Below are 16,150 nucleotides of genomic sequence, written 5' to 3'. Positions count from 1 at the left end.
ACGGATCGCGCCACCGGAAGGCAAGCCTCGCGCCATTCAGGGTGGGCACGCCCCACCCGCCGCATTTCACGCTCGACAGAAACCGCCCATTCGCCCCACTTTCGGGGAGTTTTTTCGCCACCCATGTAATTGAGCGGGCCACCCCGCCCGGGTGTTTCGGGTGGCTTTGGTCTTTGGCACTGTAGCGACAGTTGAACCCAAGCCTTTAGACATGGGCAGCAAGACCCAACCCGGACGAGGAAAAGAGACGATGGATCAGTCCAAGCGCTACTGCAATTTCGCCCTCAAGGAAGATGAACTGATCGCCGCAGACCGGCATGTGTTGTGCGCTTACCACATCAAGCCAAAGGCAGGGTACGAGCCCATCTTCGTTGCCGCCCATTTCGCCGCCGAATCCTCGACCGGCACCAACGTCGAGGTCTGCACCACCGACGACTTCACCAAGGGCGTCGATGCCCTGGTCTACGAAGTGACCGAGCGCCCCGACGGTGAGTACCTTATGAAAATCGCCTATCCCGTCGATCTGTTCGATCGCAACATGATCGATGGTCGCGCCATGATCGTGTCGTTCCTGACGCTGGCCATCGGCAACAATCAGGGCATGAGCGACGTCGAATACGCCAAGATGATCGATTTCTACATGCCGCGCTCGTTGCTGACGCTGTTCGACGGCCCGGCCATGAACATCACCGACATGTGGCGGGTGCTGGGCCGGCCGCAGGTCAACGGCGGCATGGTGGTCGGCACCATCATCAAGCCGAAGCTGGGCCTTCGCCCCAAGCCGTTCGCCGACGCTTGCTACATGTTCTGGATGGGCGGTGACTTCATCAAGAACGACGAACCGCAGGGCAACCAGGTGTTCGCTCCGACCCGCGAGATCATCCCGTTGGTGGCCGAAGCGATGGAGCGCGCCCAGCAGGAAACCGGCGAGGCGAAAATCTTCTCGGCCAATATCACCGCCGACGACCCCTTCGAGATGATCCGCCGCGGTGAGTTCATCCTGGAAGCCTTCGGCAAGAACGCCAGCCACGTCGCCTTCCTGGTCGATGGCTATGTCGGCGGCCCCTCGGCGGTCACCCTGTGCCGCCGCTACTTTCCCAACCAGTTCCTCCACTATCACCGCGCCGGCCACGGTGCCGTCACCTCAAACCAGTCCAAGCGCGGCTACACCGTGCTGACCCACATGAAAATGAGCCGCTTGCAGGGTGCCTCGGGCATCCATACCGGCACCATGGGCTACGGCAAGATGGAAGGTGACAAGAACGAAAAGATGGTCGCCTACATGATCGAACGCGATGAGGCCATGGGAGTTTACTACAACCAACCCTGGCACGGCATGAAGGCCACCACGCCCATCATCTCGGGCGGCATGAACGCGCTGCGCCTGCCCGGCTTCTTCGACAATCTGGGCCATTCCAACGTCATCCAGACCTCGGGCGGCGGCGCCTTCGGCCACAAGGACGGCGGCACGGTCGGCGCCAAGTCGCTGCGCCTGGCCCACGAAGCCTGGCAGCGCGGAGTCAATCTGGTTGACTTCGCCCTGGAACACCCCGAACTCAAGGGAGCTTTCGAAAGCTTCCAGGCCGACGCCGACAAGATCTATCCCGGCTGGCGCGAAAAGCTGAAGGTGCGCTGAACGTTTTCCAATAAAAACGATAACGCCGACCAAAGAGAGGCAGGCCGTGTCCAGGAAACACCCCATCATCGCCGTCACCGGCTCGTCCGGCGCCGGCACCAGCACCGTCAAGGAAGCCTTCGAGCATATGTTCCGGCGCGAAGGCATCAAGCCGGCCATCGTCGAGGGCGACAGCTTCCACCGCTACAATCGCGTCGACATGAAGAAGGCGATGGGCGAGGCTGAAAAGCAGGGCAACCGCCATTTCAGCCATTTCGGCGCCGACGCCAACCTGTTCGGCGACCTGGAGGAGCTGTTCCAGCGCTATGGGGAAACCGGACGCGGCCGCCGCCGCTTCTATATTCATAATGACGAGGAAGCCGCTCGCTTCGCCGACCTGGGCGTCAAGTCCGGCGAATTCACGCCCTGGGAAGAACTGAACGACGGGACCGACCTGTTGTTCTACGAGGGCCTGCACGGCTGCGTCGTCACCAAGGACTGCAATGTCGCCCAGCATGTCGATCTGAAGATCGGCGTGGTGCCGGTGCTGAACCTCGAATGGATCCAGAAGATCCATCGCGACACCAAGATGCGCGGCTATTCGGAAGAGGCGGTGATGGACACCATCCTGCGCCGCATGCACGACTACGTGCATTACATCGTGCCGCAATTCAAGCTGACCGACATCAACTTCCAGCGGGTGCCGATCGTCGACACCTCGGACCCGATCATCGCCCGCGACATCCCCACCGCCGATGAAAGCCTGGTGGTGATCCGCTTCAGAAAGCCCGACCGCTTCCGCGTCGACTTCCCGTTCCTTCTGCAGATGATCAAGGATTCGTGGATGAGCCGGCGCAACACCATCGTCGTGCCGGGTGGCAAGATGGGCTTGGCGATGGAACTGATTCTGACCCCGATCCTTCGTCGGATCATGGAAGACCGCAAGTCTCTCATGGGATGACGGGGGAGTCACACTAGGCCGGCATCCGTTCCGCGGATGCCGGCCCTTTCTTTGGTTGATTCCCTACTTCCTTTGCAGCAACGCACAGCCCCATCCTTTGTGCTATGATCCGCGTAGGTGTCCGAGGCGACCCGCCAAGAAGGCCGCAGCCGGTACACCGACCGGAGAGGCTGATATCCATTTACACGAACCGACGGGACCGGATGGAACGCGCTTGGCCGCCGCCAGGGAGACGAGTATTCGCTGATCAGCCTTAGCCGGTCTGCCACCGAACGGGCGCATTTCGCCCTCAGGGATGGGAGACATGCCAATGATGGGCTTCCTGCGTATCCAATCGATCATGGTCCGCCTGTTCGGACTGGTCGCTCTGGCCGCTGTCGGCTTGGTGGTCCTGGCCGCCTTCGCCGCCTTCCAGATTCGCGACCAGATGATGGAGGCGGCGATATCCAAGACCCGCATCCTGTCCGAGGCCACCCGCGACATCGCCAAGGCCTTCGATGCCCGCGCCAAGGCCGGCGAGTACGACCAAGCCACCGCGCAGAAACTGGCCAAGGACGCCATCCGCGCGTTGCGCTATGCCGGCGACGAATATTTCTTCGTCTACGATTATGACGGCATCAACGTGGTGCACGGCTCGAAGCCCGACCGCGAGGGCAAGAACTTCATCGATTCGAAGGACACCAACGGCTACGTCTATATTCCCGACATGATCAAGCTGGCCAAGGCCGGCGGCGGCCACCTGTTCTATTGGTTCCCCAAAGCCGGCAGCACCGAGCCCTCCCGCAAGGTTTCGTCGGTGGTGCCCTTCGCGCCCTGGAACTGGCTGGTCGGCACCGGGCTTTATCTCGATGATGTCGATGCCGCGTTCATGTCCGCCTTGAAGAAATTCAGCGTGATCGGGCTTTCCATCCTGGTGGCGGTGTCGGGCATCGCATTCTTGCTGTCGCGCTCGGTGGCGTCGCCGCTGGGGCTTCTGGCCGACGCGACCGAACACATTCGCGCCGGCGACTTCGCCACCGACGTCCCGGCTACCGCCCGCGCCGACGAGATCGGCACCCTGGCCCGGGCCATCCTGGCCTTGCGTGACGAGGCGGCCGAAGCCGAGAGGATGCGCCACCAGCAAGAGCAGGCCAAGCGCGAGGCCGAGCAGGATCGCCACCGCGCCATGCTGGCAATGGCCGATAATTTCGAAAACAGCGTCCAGGGGATGGTCGACCAGATGATCGGCGCCATCAACGGCAACGACAACGCCGCGCAGGAAATGAACGGCGCCGCCCTGGAAGCGCGCACCGACGCAACCCATGTCGCCACCGCCGCCGAGCAGGTCAATGCCAACATCCAGACCGTGGCCGCCGCCACCGAGGAATTGTCGGCCTCGATCCACGAGATCAGCGGGCAGGTCCAGAACTCGACCAGGATATCCCACCAGGCGGTGGATCTGGCCGCCGCCACCACCGGGACCATCAATGGTCTGAACCTTGCCGCCCAGCGAATCGGCGAGGTGGTCAAGCTGATCAATGCCATCGCCAGCCAGACCAATCTTCTGGCCCTGAACGCCACCATCGAGGCCGCGCGTGCGGGCGAAGCGGGCCGCGGCTTCGCGGTGGTGGCGGGCGAGGTGAAGAATCTGGCCAACCAGACCTCGCAGGCCACCGGCGACATCGGCGCCCAGATCGACGGCGTCCAGGCCGCCACCCGCGAGGCGGTGGAAGCGGTGAAGGAGATCACCCGGGTCATCGGCTCGATGAACGAGGTGACGGCCACCATCGCCGCGGCGGTCGAGGAACAGTCGGCGGCAACCAAGGAAATCAGCCGCAACATCAACGAGGCGGCCGGCGGCGCCCACCAGGTGGCGGAATATATCGAGAAGCTGGTCGAGGTCACCACCGGTGTCGGCGATTCGGCCAGCGTGGTGTCGCGATCGAGTTCAGAGCTCAGCGCCCAATCGCAGACCCTGCGAACGGAAATCGAAGGCTTCCTGTCCCGCGTGCGGGCGTGATCGGGCCCAAAATGTAAAAGGGGGACGCCGTTGGGGCGGCGTCCCCCTTCATATTCCGCCCCGGCATCTGGGGTTCGGGGATTGATCCCGCGGCGGAAAGCTACGAGGGAGAGCGTTTTGGGGACCACTCTCCCTCTGGACTGACCAGCGATGCTGGGGTTCGGGGACGTACCGCCGATCAGTCCATTCCTATTCGGTTGAACGAGAGGGACCCCGTTGGGGGACGAGATCCCTCTCTATCGACCCTTGCGCGGCACTGGGGTTCGGGGACGGCCGCGCCGGGGTCGATTCGAAGTCGAAAACTCACGCGGCCTGCGCGTCTCGTCCCTCCTGCTTGCACCGAACGGTCATCGGCAAGGTGAACAAGAAGGTGCTGCCTTCACCCGGGACCGATTCGACCCAGATGTGCCCGCCCAGGTGCTCGACGATCCGCCGCGCCGTTGCCAGGCCGATGCCGGTCCCGTCCTGACCGTCAAGGCCGCGCAGACGATGGAAAATCTCGAACAGACGGATGCGGGCCGATTCCTCGATACCGATGCCGTTGTCGCGCACCGCGAAGGTCGCGACCCGGCCGTCATCCTTGGCCGAGACCTCGATCATCGCCGGCCGACCGGGACAGCTGTAGCGCACCGCGTTGTCCAGCAATTGCGTGAAGATTTCCGTCAGGCTGCGTTCATCGGCGGCCACATCGGGCAGGCGGCCGACCTTGACCATGGCGGACTTTTCCCGCAACGGCTCGGCCAATCGCTCGGTGGCGGCGGTGACGGCGCTTCCGGCCGGCGTCAGGGCATCGACCTCAGGCAGATGGTCCACCGCGACATAGGCTTCCAGGTCACTGACCAGCTTGCGCATGCGTTGGGCGCCGGCGACCACTTGGGCGACATAGTCACGCCCTTCGGCGTCCAGGGCGTTCTCGGCGTGCTTGGCCAACAGCTGGGTGTAGGCGACCACGCGACGCAGCGGTTCTTGCAGATCGTGGGCGGCGACCTCGGCGATTCGCTCCAGATCGGCGACATAACGCTTCAGGCGTTCGCGACTGGCGACCAGTTCGGCCTTCTTGCTGGCAAGAGCGCGGGCGGTCAGTTCCTGGCGGTGCACCAGCCGGTAAAGGATCGCCAAAGCCGCCCCCATGGCGACGGTCAGCAACAATCCCGAAACGACGTCATCGAACAAGGTGTCGGCATGGGATGCCAAGACGTCGTCGATCGAGCGCCCCACCACCACCGCCATCGGCGCCTCTGTCAGCGTCCGGTAGCCGAGCAGACGCACCGTCTCACCCAGGAAGCCGGGGGCCCGGATCGATCCGACCCGGCTGTCGAAGATCTGCTCGATCAAGGCCTGATCGGCGACGCGACCGCCCATCTGCGGCTTGCCGGACGAGATGGCCGCCCGGATCACCCCGTCACGCCCAACCAGCGCCACCGCGCCATTGGGCCCGACATCGATCGAGCGATAGATTTCGGTCAGATAGGACGGGTCCAGCGACACCACCAACACCCCAGCCAGCCCGCCATCGGGACGGTCGAGACGCCGGGTCAGCTGGATCGACCACTTGCCCGAGGTCCGCCCCTGGACCGGCTTGCTGATGAACAGCGTTGAATTGGGCACCAGATGGACCTGGAAATGTTCGCGATCGGCCAGGTTGACCGGGGCAAATCCCGGTGTGGTCGAATCCTTGAGCGTGCCACGGGCGTCCACCAGCGATATCTGCAAGGCGATCCCACGGGCGGCGGTCGCGTAGCCGACGGCGGCATTCAGGCTGAATTTGTCGGGATCACGCTGGTACTCGGCCTTCAGCACCAAGAGCGTCTGGTCCAGGCCGGCAATGGTTCTTTGCAAATGGGCGTCCAGCACCTGCGCCAGATTGGACACCTCTGTCGCGGCATCGGCCAGAACCCTGGTCCGCTCGCGCCCGATATGCCAGGCGATACAGCCCCACAGCACCGCAATCACCGCCAAGCCGAAAACGATGACCGAACGGCCGGCGTCGAACCTGAACACGCTGTTCAGGTGAGGCCGCGATGACGGAGGCTGGGGCGCGATCACGGCAAAGGCCGATACGTGAAGGCCGCCGCCCGGTGCCGAGCCTTGTCGGCACGACACTGCGCCCATCCCAAAGCGGCGGCGGCCAACTCGGAAATATCGATCGACTGAGACACAACCGGTGAGAGGACCGAAGCGAACACTTGCAAACTCTCCTGTATTGGGATTGTTTATACTTCTTGGTGATCAATGGAGTTACGGCTCTAGGTGAAACTTCGACAAACCCACATTGAATGAATTGTAAACAGCTTGCGGGAGTTCCCTTATTGCCCGGTCCCAACAAAGCCCACATCCTGATCGTCGAGGACGAACCGGTCACCCGGACCAAGCTGGCCGCCCAATTGGTCGCCGAGGGGTTCCAGGTCTCGGAGGCGGCCGATGCCCGCGATATGCGCGCGATCGTGTCACGCACGGTTCCCGACGTGGTCTTGCTGGATATCAACCTGCCCGACGAAAGCGGCCTGATCCTGGCCCGCGACCTACGATCGAAATCGTCGGTGGGGATCATCCTGGTCACCGCGCGCCAGGATGAAACCGACCGTATCGTCGGCCTGGAACTGGGCGCCGACGACTACATCACCAAGCCGTTCAATCCGCGGGAATTGGCGGTCAGGGTGCGCAACCTGATCCGCCGGGTCGCGCCCAGCATGGCGGCCGAGCGCCAGGCCACCGGCATCTTCACCTTCGCCGGCTGGAAACTGGATTGCGACGCCCGGCAATTGCTGTCGCCGTCGGGCGAATCGGTCCGGCTGACCCGGGGCGAGTTCGACGTGCTGACCGCGCTGGCCCGCAATGCCGGCCGTGCCCTCAGCCGCGACCAATTGCTCGACCTGACCCAGCATGACGGCGAAGCGGTGATCGACCGCACCATCGACGTGCTGGTCGGACGGTTGCGGCGCAAGATCGAGGCCGACCCCAAGCGGCCGGCGATCATCGTCACCGTTCACGGAATCGGCTATCGCCTGATCAACGGATGATTTCGTCCAGCGCCTGCAGCGATCGCTCCCACAAGCGCGCCAGTTCCCCGACCTGATCCAGCACGCCGGCATCGTCTGCGCGGGCGGCATTTTCCAGGGCGCGGCATCGCTGCGCCAAAGCCGCCATGTGCAGACTCGAGGCGGCCGACGCCATCCGGTGGATCAACTGTCCGACCTGGGCCAACTCGCCCGCTTCGGCAAGGCGGGTGATTTCCGCCAGATCCTTGCCCGACGACGACCGGAACAGATCGACCAGCGACCGCATGCGGTCGGCGCCCAGATCCTTCTGGTCGGCCAGAAATTCGGGAAGATTGACCAAGGCGGTGGCGGCGCCGCGCTCGCCGGTCTGGCGGCGGTGCGTCGTCCCCTCGGCCAGCACGGCGGCGATCTCCTCGACCCGGAACGGCTTGGACAGGCAGCCATCGATACCGGCATCGCGCCACAGCCGGCTGTCTTGCTCTAGGGGATTGGCGGTCAACAGCCAGATCGGCACCTGCTGGCCGGCCTCGCCTTCCGCCCGTATGCCGCGCGCGGTCTCGAGTCCGTCCATCTCGGGCATGTGCATGTCCAGCAAGATCAGGTCCCAGGCGCCCCCCGCGAAGCCCTGGACCGCAGACCAGCCGTCGGGGAAGGCGGTCACGGTGTGGCCGTGGCGTTCCAGCAGCCCGACGGCGACCTCGCGGTTCACCGGATTGTCATCGACCAGCATGATGCGGCGCGGGTCGATCGACACCATCGCCACCTGCGAATTCCGACGATGGTGGTGTTCGTCGCCGGCCAGCTTCAACGGCACGGTGAACCAGAAGGTCGCCCCGGCGCCTTCGGCGCTGTCGAAGCCGATCTCGCCGCCCATCAGCGTGACCAGTTTCTTGCAGATGGCCAGCCCCAACCCGGCGCCGCCGAAGCGCCGGGTGTAGGAGCTGTCGGCCTGGGTGAATTCGACGAACAGGTCCGAATGGGCCGCCTGGGCGATGCCCATGCCGGTGTCGATGACCGACATCCTGAGCCATCGCAAGCCATCGGGCCGGGCCATTTCCGAGTTGACGGCGATGATGACGCTGCCCCGCTCGGTGAACTTGATGGCGTTGCCGACCAGATTGAGCAACACCTGTCGCAGCCGAAGCGGGTCGCCGACCAACAGCGGCGGCAGACCGGCCGGAATGCGACACCCCAAGGTCAACCCCTTCTCGGCCGCGCGCGGCGCCATCATCAGGCGCAATTCCTCGACCATGTCGGTAACGTCGAAGGGCAGTTCCTCGAGGGTCAACCCGTCGGCCTCGAGCCGCGAGAAATCCAGGATGTCGTTGACCAGGCCCAGCAGCAGTTCTGCCGAGGATTCGATGGTCTCGGCAAAGGTGCGCTGGCGCTGGTCGGCGACATTGTCCAACAGCAGCCGGGTCATCCCCAGGATGCCGTTCAGCGGCGTGCGGATCTCGTGACCGATGGTGGCCAGAAACAGCGACTTGGCCCTGACCGCCGCCTCGGCCTTGTCCAGCGCGTCCTTCAATGCCCGCTCGGTCGCCTTGCGCTCGATGGCGTAACGCACCACCCGGGTCAGGATGGCGCCGTCGCTGGTGCCCTTGACCAGATAATCCTGGGCGCCGTATTTCAGCGCCTCGATGGCCTGGCTGTCGTCGTCATTGCCGGTCAGCACCACCACCGGCAGGTCGGGCGCCGCCTGGGTCAGGGCGGTCAGCGTGCCCAGCCCGGCCGAATCGGGCAGCGACAAATCGGCCAGCACCACGACGATGCCGCCCTGGGCGATACGGCCCAGCGCGCCGGCCAGCCGGTCGGTCGTCTCGACCACGAAGGGCTCGCCCGGGGCCAGGCGCAGCATCCGTTCCACCAGGCGGGCATCGGCCGGATCGTCTTCGATCAGCAGCACCCGGATCTGGGTCATGACCCCACCGGTAATTGCGCGACGGTGAACCAGAAGGTTTCGATGGCGTGGATGGCGCGCGAGAATTCGTCGGCGTCCATCGGCTTGGTGACGAAGGTGTTGGCCCCCAGGGCATAGGCCTTCAGCACGTCGCGCTCGGCCTCGGATGTCGACAGCACCACCACCGGGATCGAGTGCAGGTCGTTATCGGCCTTGATCTCTTCCAGGATCTCGTGGCCCGAGCGCCCGGGCAGATTCAGATCCAGCAAGATCAGGTCGGGCCGGCGGGCATCTTCGAAGGCCGGCCCGATGCGGCGCAGGAACGCCATCGCCTCGACCGAATCCTTGACGTGGTGCAACTGGACGGTGAACGGCCCCCGCCGAAGGGCGATCCGAACCAGGCCGGCGTCGCCCAGATCGTCCTCGATCAACAAGATGTCATAGAGTGTTTTCGGTGTGCGCATGCCACCAGGGGATCATGGACCGGCCGGTCAGGGCAAGAGCTAATCGGCGTCCGTATCCTGCCGGCGCAGCTTGGACCAGGTGAAGCGAAACTCGGCACCTTGGCCTTCGACGTGGGCCGCCCAGATGCGACCGCCCTGGCGCTCGACGATCTTTCGGCAAATGGCCAGACCGATGCCGGTGCCCTCGTATTCGTGGCGGGCATGCAGCCGCTGGAAGATGCCGAAGATGCGTTCGGCATGTTCCTCGGGGATGCCGATTCCGTTGTCGCGGATGAAGAATTCCCATTCCCCGGGGCGCTCGGCGCAGCCGATCGTCACCATCGGCCGGCGATCGGCGGCACGGTACTTGACGGCGTTGCCCACCAGATTCTGGAACAAGCGGGTCATCTCGCCGGCCTCGCCGCTGACCACCGGCAAGCGGTCTGGAACCGAGACGACGGCGCCCGCCTCGTCGATTTGCGACTGAAGGTCCAGAAGGGCCAGATCGACGGCGCGGCCGGTATCGACCGGGCCATCCTTGCCGATCCGGCCGACGCGGGAATAGGCCAACAGATCGGTGATCAGCGAATCCATGCGCTTGACGCCGTCACGGATGAAATCCATGAACTCGCGGGTCTCGCCGTCCAGGCGGTCTTCCAGGCTTTCCTCGATCAGGCTGATATAGCTGCGCACCGTGCGCAGCGGCTGACGCAAATCGTGACTGGCGACATAGGCGAACTGTTCCAGTTCCTCGTTCGAGCGCTTCAACTCGCCGACCAGACCGTCCAGACGGCCCTCCAGCCGCTTGCGTTCCGAGATGTCCTGGATGGTGACGTCGATGCGCAACGGCACCCCGTCGGGGCCACGGGCCAATTCCGCGCGCAACTGGGCGATCCGCTCGACACCGTCGGGGCGGATCAGGCGGAAATCCTCGACCACCCGGCCGGTCTCGTCGCCCAAGGCCGCCACCAGGCGGTCGCGATCGTCGGGATGAACACGGGAAAAGAAGGCCGACCGGCACGCTTCCCTTTCGGCCGGATCAAGCCCCAGGACGGCGTAGAACTGATCCGACCACACCTGATGCTCGCCCTCGGGGGACCAGGTGGCGCTGCCGATCTGGGCGACGCGCTCGGTGTTGGACAACAGCGCGCGGCCGCGCGCTTCCATGTCGCGGTAGGCGCGATCCAGCCGTTCGACCGTTCCCGCAAAGGCCTTGCCCAGGCGGGCGATTTCGTCGTCGCCGCCGGTCTCGAATACCGAACGGTCGGTGCTGACGCTGCCGAAACCGGCGGCGGCATCGACCAGCCGGCTCAGGCGGCGGGTCAGCCGGCGGCCGACCACCATCGACAGCACAATCACCGCCAGCGGCGTCGCCCCCGCCAAGGCCAGGAAGAACGCCGTCAGGCGATCGAGCGGATCGCTCAGCAAGGCCGGTTCGGGCGCCAGTTCTAACACCAGGCCGACATCGGCGAACAGACCGGGCAGGGTCAGGCGTTCAGACACCACCATCGACCTGTCCTCGACCGCGCCGTGCTCGGCGATGCGGTAAAGACCCGCCTGGTCCGTCACCGTGACCCGAACCTTGTCGTCACGTTGTCCCAGACGGTCGACCAATCCTTGCAGAGGCAGCCGCAGCAGGACGCCCCAGCCGCCCCCCTCGCCCGGCATCACGGCGTCGAGTACCGGCCCGTCGGCATCGTCGCCCAGGCGGGTGGCGGGACGGTTGCGGGCAATGGCGTCGGCGACCCAGAGGGCCTGCACCGTCACCACCTGATGACGGGGCCCACGGCGCACCGCTCCGGTGCCATCGACCACCGCCAGCCTGGCCGGGATTCCGGCGATCTCGACGGTATTGGTCGCCAGTTCGGCACCACCTTGCGATCGCGCCTGAAGGATCAGCAGGTCCGACGCCGACATGGCCACCAGCGCCGCGCGTTCCTTGGCCAGACTCAACTGCCCCCGCAGCAGCACCGACACCTGCGACCGCAACAATTCGGTGGTGACCAGCCAAGCGCCGAAACCGACCAGCAACACGAAGAACAGAGCCATTCCCGACACGGCCAGGGCAATACGGGTGGCGAGACGATCGCTATAACCGGCCATGAACGATGCCTTGTTGGCGCCAGGAAGGAAGAACGGATCGGCGAACCATAGTGCGGTGCCCCATCACCGGCAAGCCCGGACATCTGTTACACTGCCCCGATGAGCCGAGAATACCCGACCCATCCCCTGCCCGCCGTCCTGGTCGCCCTGGTCCGCGACAACCGCCTATTGCTGGTTCAGCGGGCCAAGGAAGACATCCCGCGCAAATGGGGCTTGCCCGGCGGTCTGATCGAGCTGGGCGAGAGCCCGGCCCAAGCCGCCCAACGCGAATTGTTCGAGGAAACCGGGGTGACCGCCCGGGCCGGGCCGCTGATCGATCAGTTCGACGTGATCGAGGCCGATGACGAGGGCCGCATCCGCCTGCACTATCTGGCCCTGGTGGTCGCGTGCGAATGGGTCGAAGGGGACCCGGTGGCGGCCAGCGACGCCGCCGCCGCCGGCTGGTTCGACGCCGCCGAGATCGCCTCGCTGCACAGCCATCCGAACCTGGCGCGCCTGGCCGACCTGGTTCTGGGCACCCCTCTTGTCCCAAAGGGATGAGACCTACTCCGATTGCATCATTGCCGACGGAAATTAACCTGAGATAATCAGAGCGTTCGGGGAATAAGGACGCCGGCATGAGTGCTGCGACCAATGTCGTAATCGACCCTATGATTGAAGGTGCCTGGCGCGCGCTTCCCTGCGCGGTCTGCCTGTTGGCCCCTGACGACCACATCGTCTTTTGCAATGATCCGGCAAAGGCGATCCTGGCCGGCGCCGACGACTTTCACCACTTCCCGCCCACCCGGAACTGGCGGAGAATCGACGGCAGCCCCGGGCGGGTCGCCGACCCGATCGCCGCGGTCCGCGCCACGGGCGCCCCCCAGCCACCCAGAATCATGGAGTTCCTGCGCGGAGATGCCTCGCCGCAATGGCTGGAAATCACCGCCGCCCCCTTTGTCGCCGCGCCTGGCTGCGTGGTGCTGACCGTCACCGATGTCTCGGCCCTGATGTCGGTCCACGACCGCATGGTGGAACAGCAGCGGCGCTTCCGCGCCGTCTTCAACCAGACCTTCGAATTCATCGGCGTGCTGACCCCCGACGGTCGGCTGATCGAAGCCAACGCCACCGCGCTTCACTATGCCGACAAGACGATGGACGAGCTTTACGGCCTGCACTTCGCCGACACGCCGTGGTGGTCGCATTCGCCGGAAAGCCAGGACCGCCTGCGCCGGGCCATCGCCGATGCCGCCAGCGGCCACTTCGTCCGCTTCGAGACCACCCATGTCAATCCCGACGGCGAAGAGATCTTCATCGATTTCTCGCTGCGGCCGGCCTTCGACGAGGATGGCAACGTCATCTTCCTGATCCCCGAAGGCCGCGACATGACCGCCCGCAAGATCACCGAGTTGGCCTTGATCCAGGCCAAGGTCGAGGCGGAAGCGGCCAATCGGGCCAAGTCGCAGTTCCTGGCCACCATGAGCCACGAACTGCGGACACCCCTGAACGCGGTGATCGGCTTTTCCGACACCATCCAGAACGAAGTGTTCGGGCCGCTGGGCAATGCCCGTTACCGCGAATATGTCGGGATGATCCATTCGGCCGGCAGCCATCTGCTGGACCTGATCGAGGATATCTTGGACATTTCGCGCATCGACATGGGCAAGACCGAATTGTTCGAGGAGGAAATCACCCCCGGCCCGCTGCTGGATTCGGTGATCACCTTGTTGCGCCCAAAGGCCCAGGACGGGCGCATCACCCTCAAGACCACCATCGCCTCCGGCGACATGCCGAGATTGTGGGCGGATTCCCTTCGGCTGCGCCAGATCGCCTTCAACCTGGTGTCCAACGCCATCAAATACACCCCGACCGGCGGCAAAGTGACGTTGAACGCCAAATCCGACGAGGATGGCTTTCATCTGGTCGTCGCCGACAACGGCATCGGCATTCCCGCCGATCGCATGGAGCAGGTGTGGAACCCGTTCGGCCAGGCCGATCCGCTTTTGGCCCGCACCGTCGGCGGCACCGGGCTGGGCCTGCCGATCGTGCGCCATTACGTCCAGGCGCACGGCGGCACCATCACCTTGAAAAGCGAACCGGGCAAGGGGACCATCGCCCATGTGGTGCTGCCGCCGTCGCGGCTGCGCCCGGCGGCCAGCCTGCCCGGTGGACAAGCCGTCCTCGCCTAGGGCGTAAACTCATAAACCGCTTGGTGCTCTGCACGCCCCGCAAGGCCATATAATCCGCCGGGAAATGCAGGCGATAGCGGGGCTATCGCCAAATTTGACGGCGAGGGTTAGATGGCCTTGCGGGGCGTGCCCTTCGGGTTTGCCTAAGACGCTGTACTGCGACGTCATCTTCGCTTGGCTGTACCGTCAAGGTACAGCCATCGCTCATTTCCCTGCATTACAGTGTCTTAGGCAAACAGAGCACGAAGCGGTTTATGAGTTTACGCCCTAGTGTCCTGCCCCCGAAATTCGCATGGCGAATTACGGGGATAAGCAGGCCACCAACTTTTTGAATTGTGTGGTGATTCCGATGCCCGCATTCTGATGCGAACTTCGGAACCACCACACAAGGCCATCCTGGCCGCATGCAGCACGCGACCCAAACCGACATCGAAGCCTTCCTGGCCGACCCCGCCACCCATGGCGGCATCAAGCCGCGACGCTTCGACACCCACATCTCGACGATCTTCCTGGCCGGGACGTTGGCGTGGAAGATGAAGAAGGCGGTCAAGCTGCCGTTTCTGGATTTTTCGACCCTTGAAGCGCGACGGGCGGCCTGCGAAGCCGAGCAGGCGGTCAATTACCGCGCCGCGCCCGCCTTGTATCAGGGCGTGGTCGCCGTCACCCGTGATTCGGGCGGCAATCTGCGGCTGGGCGGCGACGGGCAACCGCTGGAGTGGCTGGTCAAGATGCGCCGCTTCGACCAGAAAGGCCTGTTCAGCCGCCAGGCCGCGACCGGCCGTCTGGACCGCGCCGCCATTCACGGCCTGACCGAGGCGGTGTGGGCCTTCCACCGCGAAGCACCCAAACGGCCCGACCATGGCGGGGCCAAGGGATTGGCCTGGACCATCGACACCAACGACACCTGCTTCGCCGGCCTGACGGCGGAACTGGAGCGCGCGCGCACCATCGCCCTGACCCGGGCCAGCCTTGATTGGCTGGCCCGGCTGACCCCCCGTCTCGAGGAGCGCCGCGCCGCCGGCCTGGTGCGGGCCTGCCACGGCGATTTGCATCTGGGCAACATCTGCCTGTTCGACGGACGCCCGACCTTGTTCGACGCCATCGAATTCTCGGATGACATCGCCAGCATCGACGTCTTTTACGATTTGGCCTTCCTGTTGATGGATCTGGAACGCCGGGCCGGCCGGACGCTGGCCAGCTACGCCCTGAACCATTATCTCGACCTGTCGGGCGATTATGGCGGGGTGGGATGTCTGCCGCTGCTGCTGTCGCTTCGCGCCGCCATCCGCGCCCATGTCAGCGCCACCATCGCGCGCGGCCACCGCAATCCCAAGCGCCGCGGCCTGGTGGCCGAGGCCAACGCCTATCTCGACCAGGCCTTGGCCTATCTGTCGCCCATGCCACCCCGCCTGCTGGCGGTCGGCGGCCTGTCGGGCAGCGGCAAGTCCCGCATGGGACGCGAACTGGCGCCGTTCCTGGCGGTGCCGGGCGCGGCGGTGGTGCGCTCGGACAGCCTGCGCAAGCAGATCATGGGGGTCGGCCTGCTCGACCGCCTGGGACCCGAGGGCTATGGCCCCGAGATGACCGAACGCACCTACCAGGCGCTTTACGACACCTGCGCCGCCATCTTGAAGGATGGCCACGCGGTGGTGGCCGACGCGGTGTTCGCCAAGCCCGAACAGCGCGAGCGCATTGAAGCGGTGGCCCGGGCCGCCGGGGTGCGCTTCGACGGCTTGTGGCTGCAAGCCGACCCCGAGGTGACGGTCGAACGCATCGCCACCCGCAAGGCCAATGTTTCCGACGCCACGCCAGAAGTTTTTCAACGTCAGCGCGATTACGACCTGGGCGACATTCGCTGGCAGGTCATCGATACCTCGGGCTCCAAGGAAGCGGCTCTTGCGGCAGGTCTAAAGTGCGTTTTGGCGGGTTGAATTCCTGCCAAATTGGAGGATGATGGCTTTG

At 64.8% G+C, this 16,150-nt stretch carries 11 protein-coding genes; 7 read left to right on the top strand and 4 right to left on the bottom strand.

The window, feature by feature from the left end; all coding sequences use genetic code 11:
* Nucleotides 1-250: 250 nt before the first annotated feature.
* The 3 genes from MTBLM5_RS15925 (at nt 251) to MTBLM5_RS15915 (ending at nt 4,575) form a co-directional block, all read left to right on the top strand.
* The gene (locus MTBLM5_RS15925; protein WP_173977046.1) at nt 251-1,636 is read left to right on the top strand and encodes a ribulose-bisphosphate carboxylase; all 1,386 of its coding nucleotides are present in this window, start codon (nt 251-253) and stop codon (nt 1,634-1,636) included.
* 46 nt (nt 1,637-1,682) lie between these two features.
* A complete protein-coding gene (locus MTBLM5_RS15920) occupies nt 1,683-2,576 on the top strand; it encodes a phosphoribulokinase (RefSeq protein ID WP_173977045.1) in 894 nt (297 codons plus the stop codon).
* 304 nt (nt 2,577-2,880) lie between these two features.
* Entirely contained in the window at nt 2,881-4,575 is a 1,695-nt protein-coding gene (locus MTBLM5_RS15915) for a methyl-accepting chemotaxis protein (RefSeq protein ID WP_173977044.1), read from the top strand.
* Nucleotides 4,576-4,878: 303 nt separating this feature from the next.
* Here the strand turns inward: MTBLM5_RS15915 and MTBLM5_RS15910 are convergent, their stop codons facing one another.
* Nucleotides 4,879-6,576, bottom strand: coding sequence for an ATP-binding protein (locus MTBLM5_RS15910; protein WP_173977043.1), 1,698 nt, complete (start codon nt 6,574-6,576; stop codon nt 4,879-4,881).
* A 308-nt stretch (nt 6,577-6,884) separates the two neighbouring features.
* Between MTBLM5_RS15910 and MTBLM5_RS15905 the strand changes: the two genes are divergently transcribed.
* Nucleotides 6,885-7,595, top strand: a complete 711-nt coding sequence (locus tag MTBLM5_RS15905) for a response regulator (RefSeq protein ID WP_254431091.1) — start codon at nt 6,885-6,887, stop codon at nt 7,593-7,595.
* On the opposite strand, the gene MTBLM5_RS15900 is transcribed toward MTBLM5_RS15905, so the two are convergent.
* The 3 genes from MTBLM5_RS15900 to MTBLM5_RS15890 are packed head-to-tail and all read right to left on the bottom strand — an operon-like array spanning nt 7,585 to nt 12,020.
* Entirely contained in the window at nt 7,585-9,495 is a 1,911-nt protein-coding gene (locus tag MTBLM5_RS15900; RefSeq protein WP_173977041.1) for a response regulator, read from the bottom strand. The two genes, MTBLM5_RS15905 and MTBLM5_RS15900, sit on opposite strands and share 11 nt — an antisense overlap.
* The gene (locus MTBLM5_RS15895; protein WP_173977040.1) at nt 9,492-9,938 is read right to left on the bottom strand and encodes a response regulator; all 447 of its coding nucleotides are present in this window, start codon (nt 9,936-9,938) and stop codon (nt 9,492-9,494) included. The genes MTBLM5_RS15900 and MTBLM5_RS15895 overlap by 4 nt, the downstream gene beginning before the upstream one ends.
* A gap of 39 nt (nt 9,939-9,977) precedes the next feature.
* Nucleotides 9,978-12,020, bottom strand: coding sequence for an ATP-binding protein (locus tag MTBLM5_RS15890; RefSeq protein WP_173977039.1), 2,043 nt, complete (start codon nt 12,018-12,020; stop codon nt 9,978-9,980).
* A 99-nt stretch (nt 12,021-12,119) separates the two neighbouring features.
* On the opposite strand from MTBLM5_RS15890, the gene MTBLM5_RS15885 reads away from it, so the two are divergent.
* The 3 genes from MTBLM5_RS15885 (at nt 12,120) to MTBLM5_RS15875 (ending at nt 16,119) form a co-directional block, all read left to right on the top strand.
* On the top strand, nt 12,120-12,560 hold the full coding sequence (locus tag MTBLM5_RS15885; RefSeq protein ID WP_173977038.1) for an NUDIX hydrolase: 441 nt from the start codon (nt 12,120-12,122) through the stop codon (nt 12,558-12,560).
* A gap of 77 nt (nt 12,561-12,637) precedes the next feature.
* Nucleotides 12,638-14,188 carry a PAS domain-containing sensor histidine kinase gene (locus tag MTBLM5_RS15880; protein ID WP_173977037.1) on the top strand — a complete coding sequence of 517 codons (1,551 nt, stop codon included), beginning with the start codon at nt 12,638-12,640 and terminating at the stop codon, nt 14,186-14,188.
* A 404-nt stretch (nt 14,189-14,592) separates the two neighbouring features.
* Nucleotides 14,593-16,119, top strand: a complete 1,527-nt coding sequence (locus MTBLM5_RS15875) for a bifunctional aminoglycoside phosphotransferase/ATP-binding protein (RefSeq protein ID WP_173977036.1) — start codon at nt 14,593-14,595, stop codon at nt 16,117-16,119.
* Nucleotides 16,120-16,150 lie beyond the last annotated feature (31 nt).

It is taken from the genome of Magnetospirillum sp. LM-5 (assembly GCF_902729445.1).
Lineage (GTDB): Bacteria > Pseudomonadota > Alphaproteobacteria > Rhodospirillales > Magnetospirillaceae > Magnetospirillum.
Note: the sequence above shows the minus strand (reverse complement) of the source record. Positions and strands in the feature narration are given on the sequence as shown.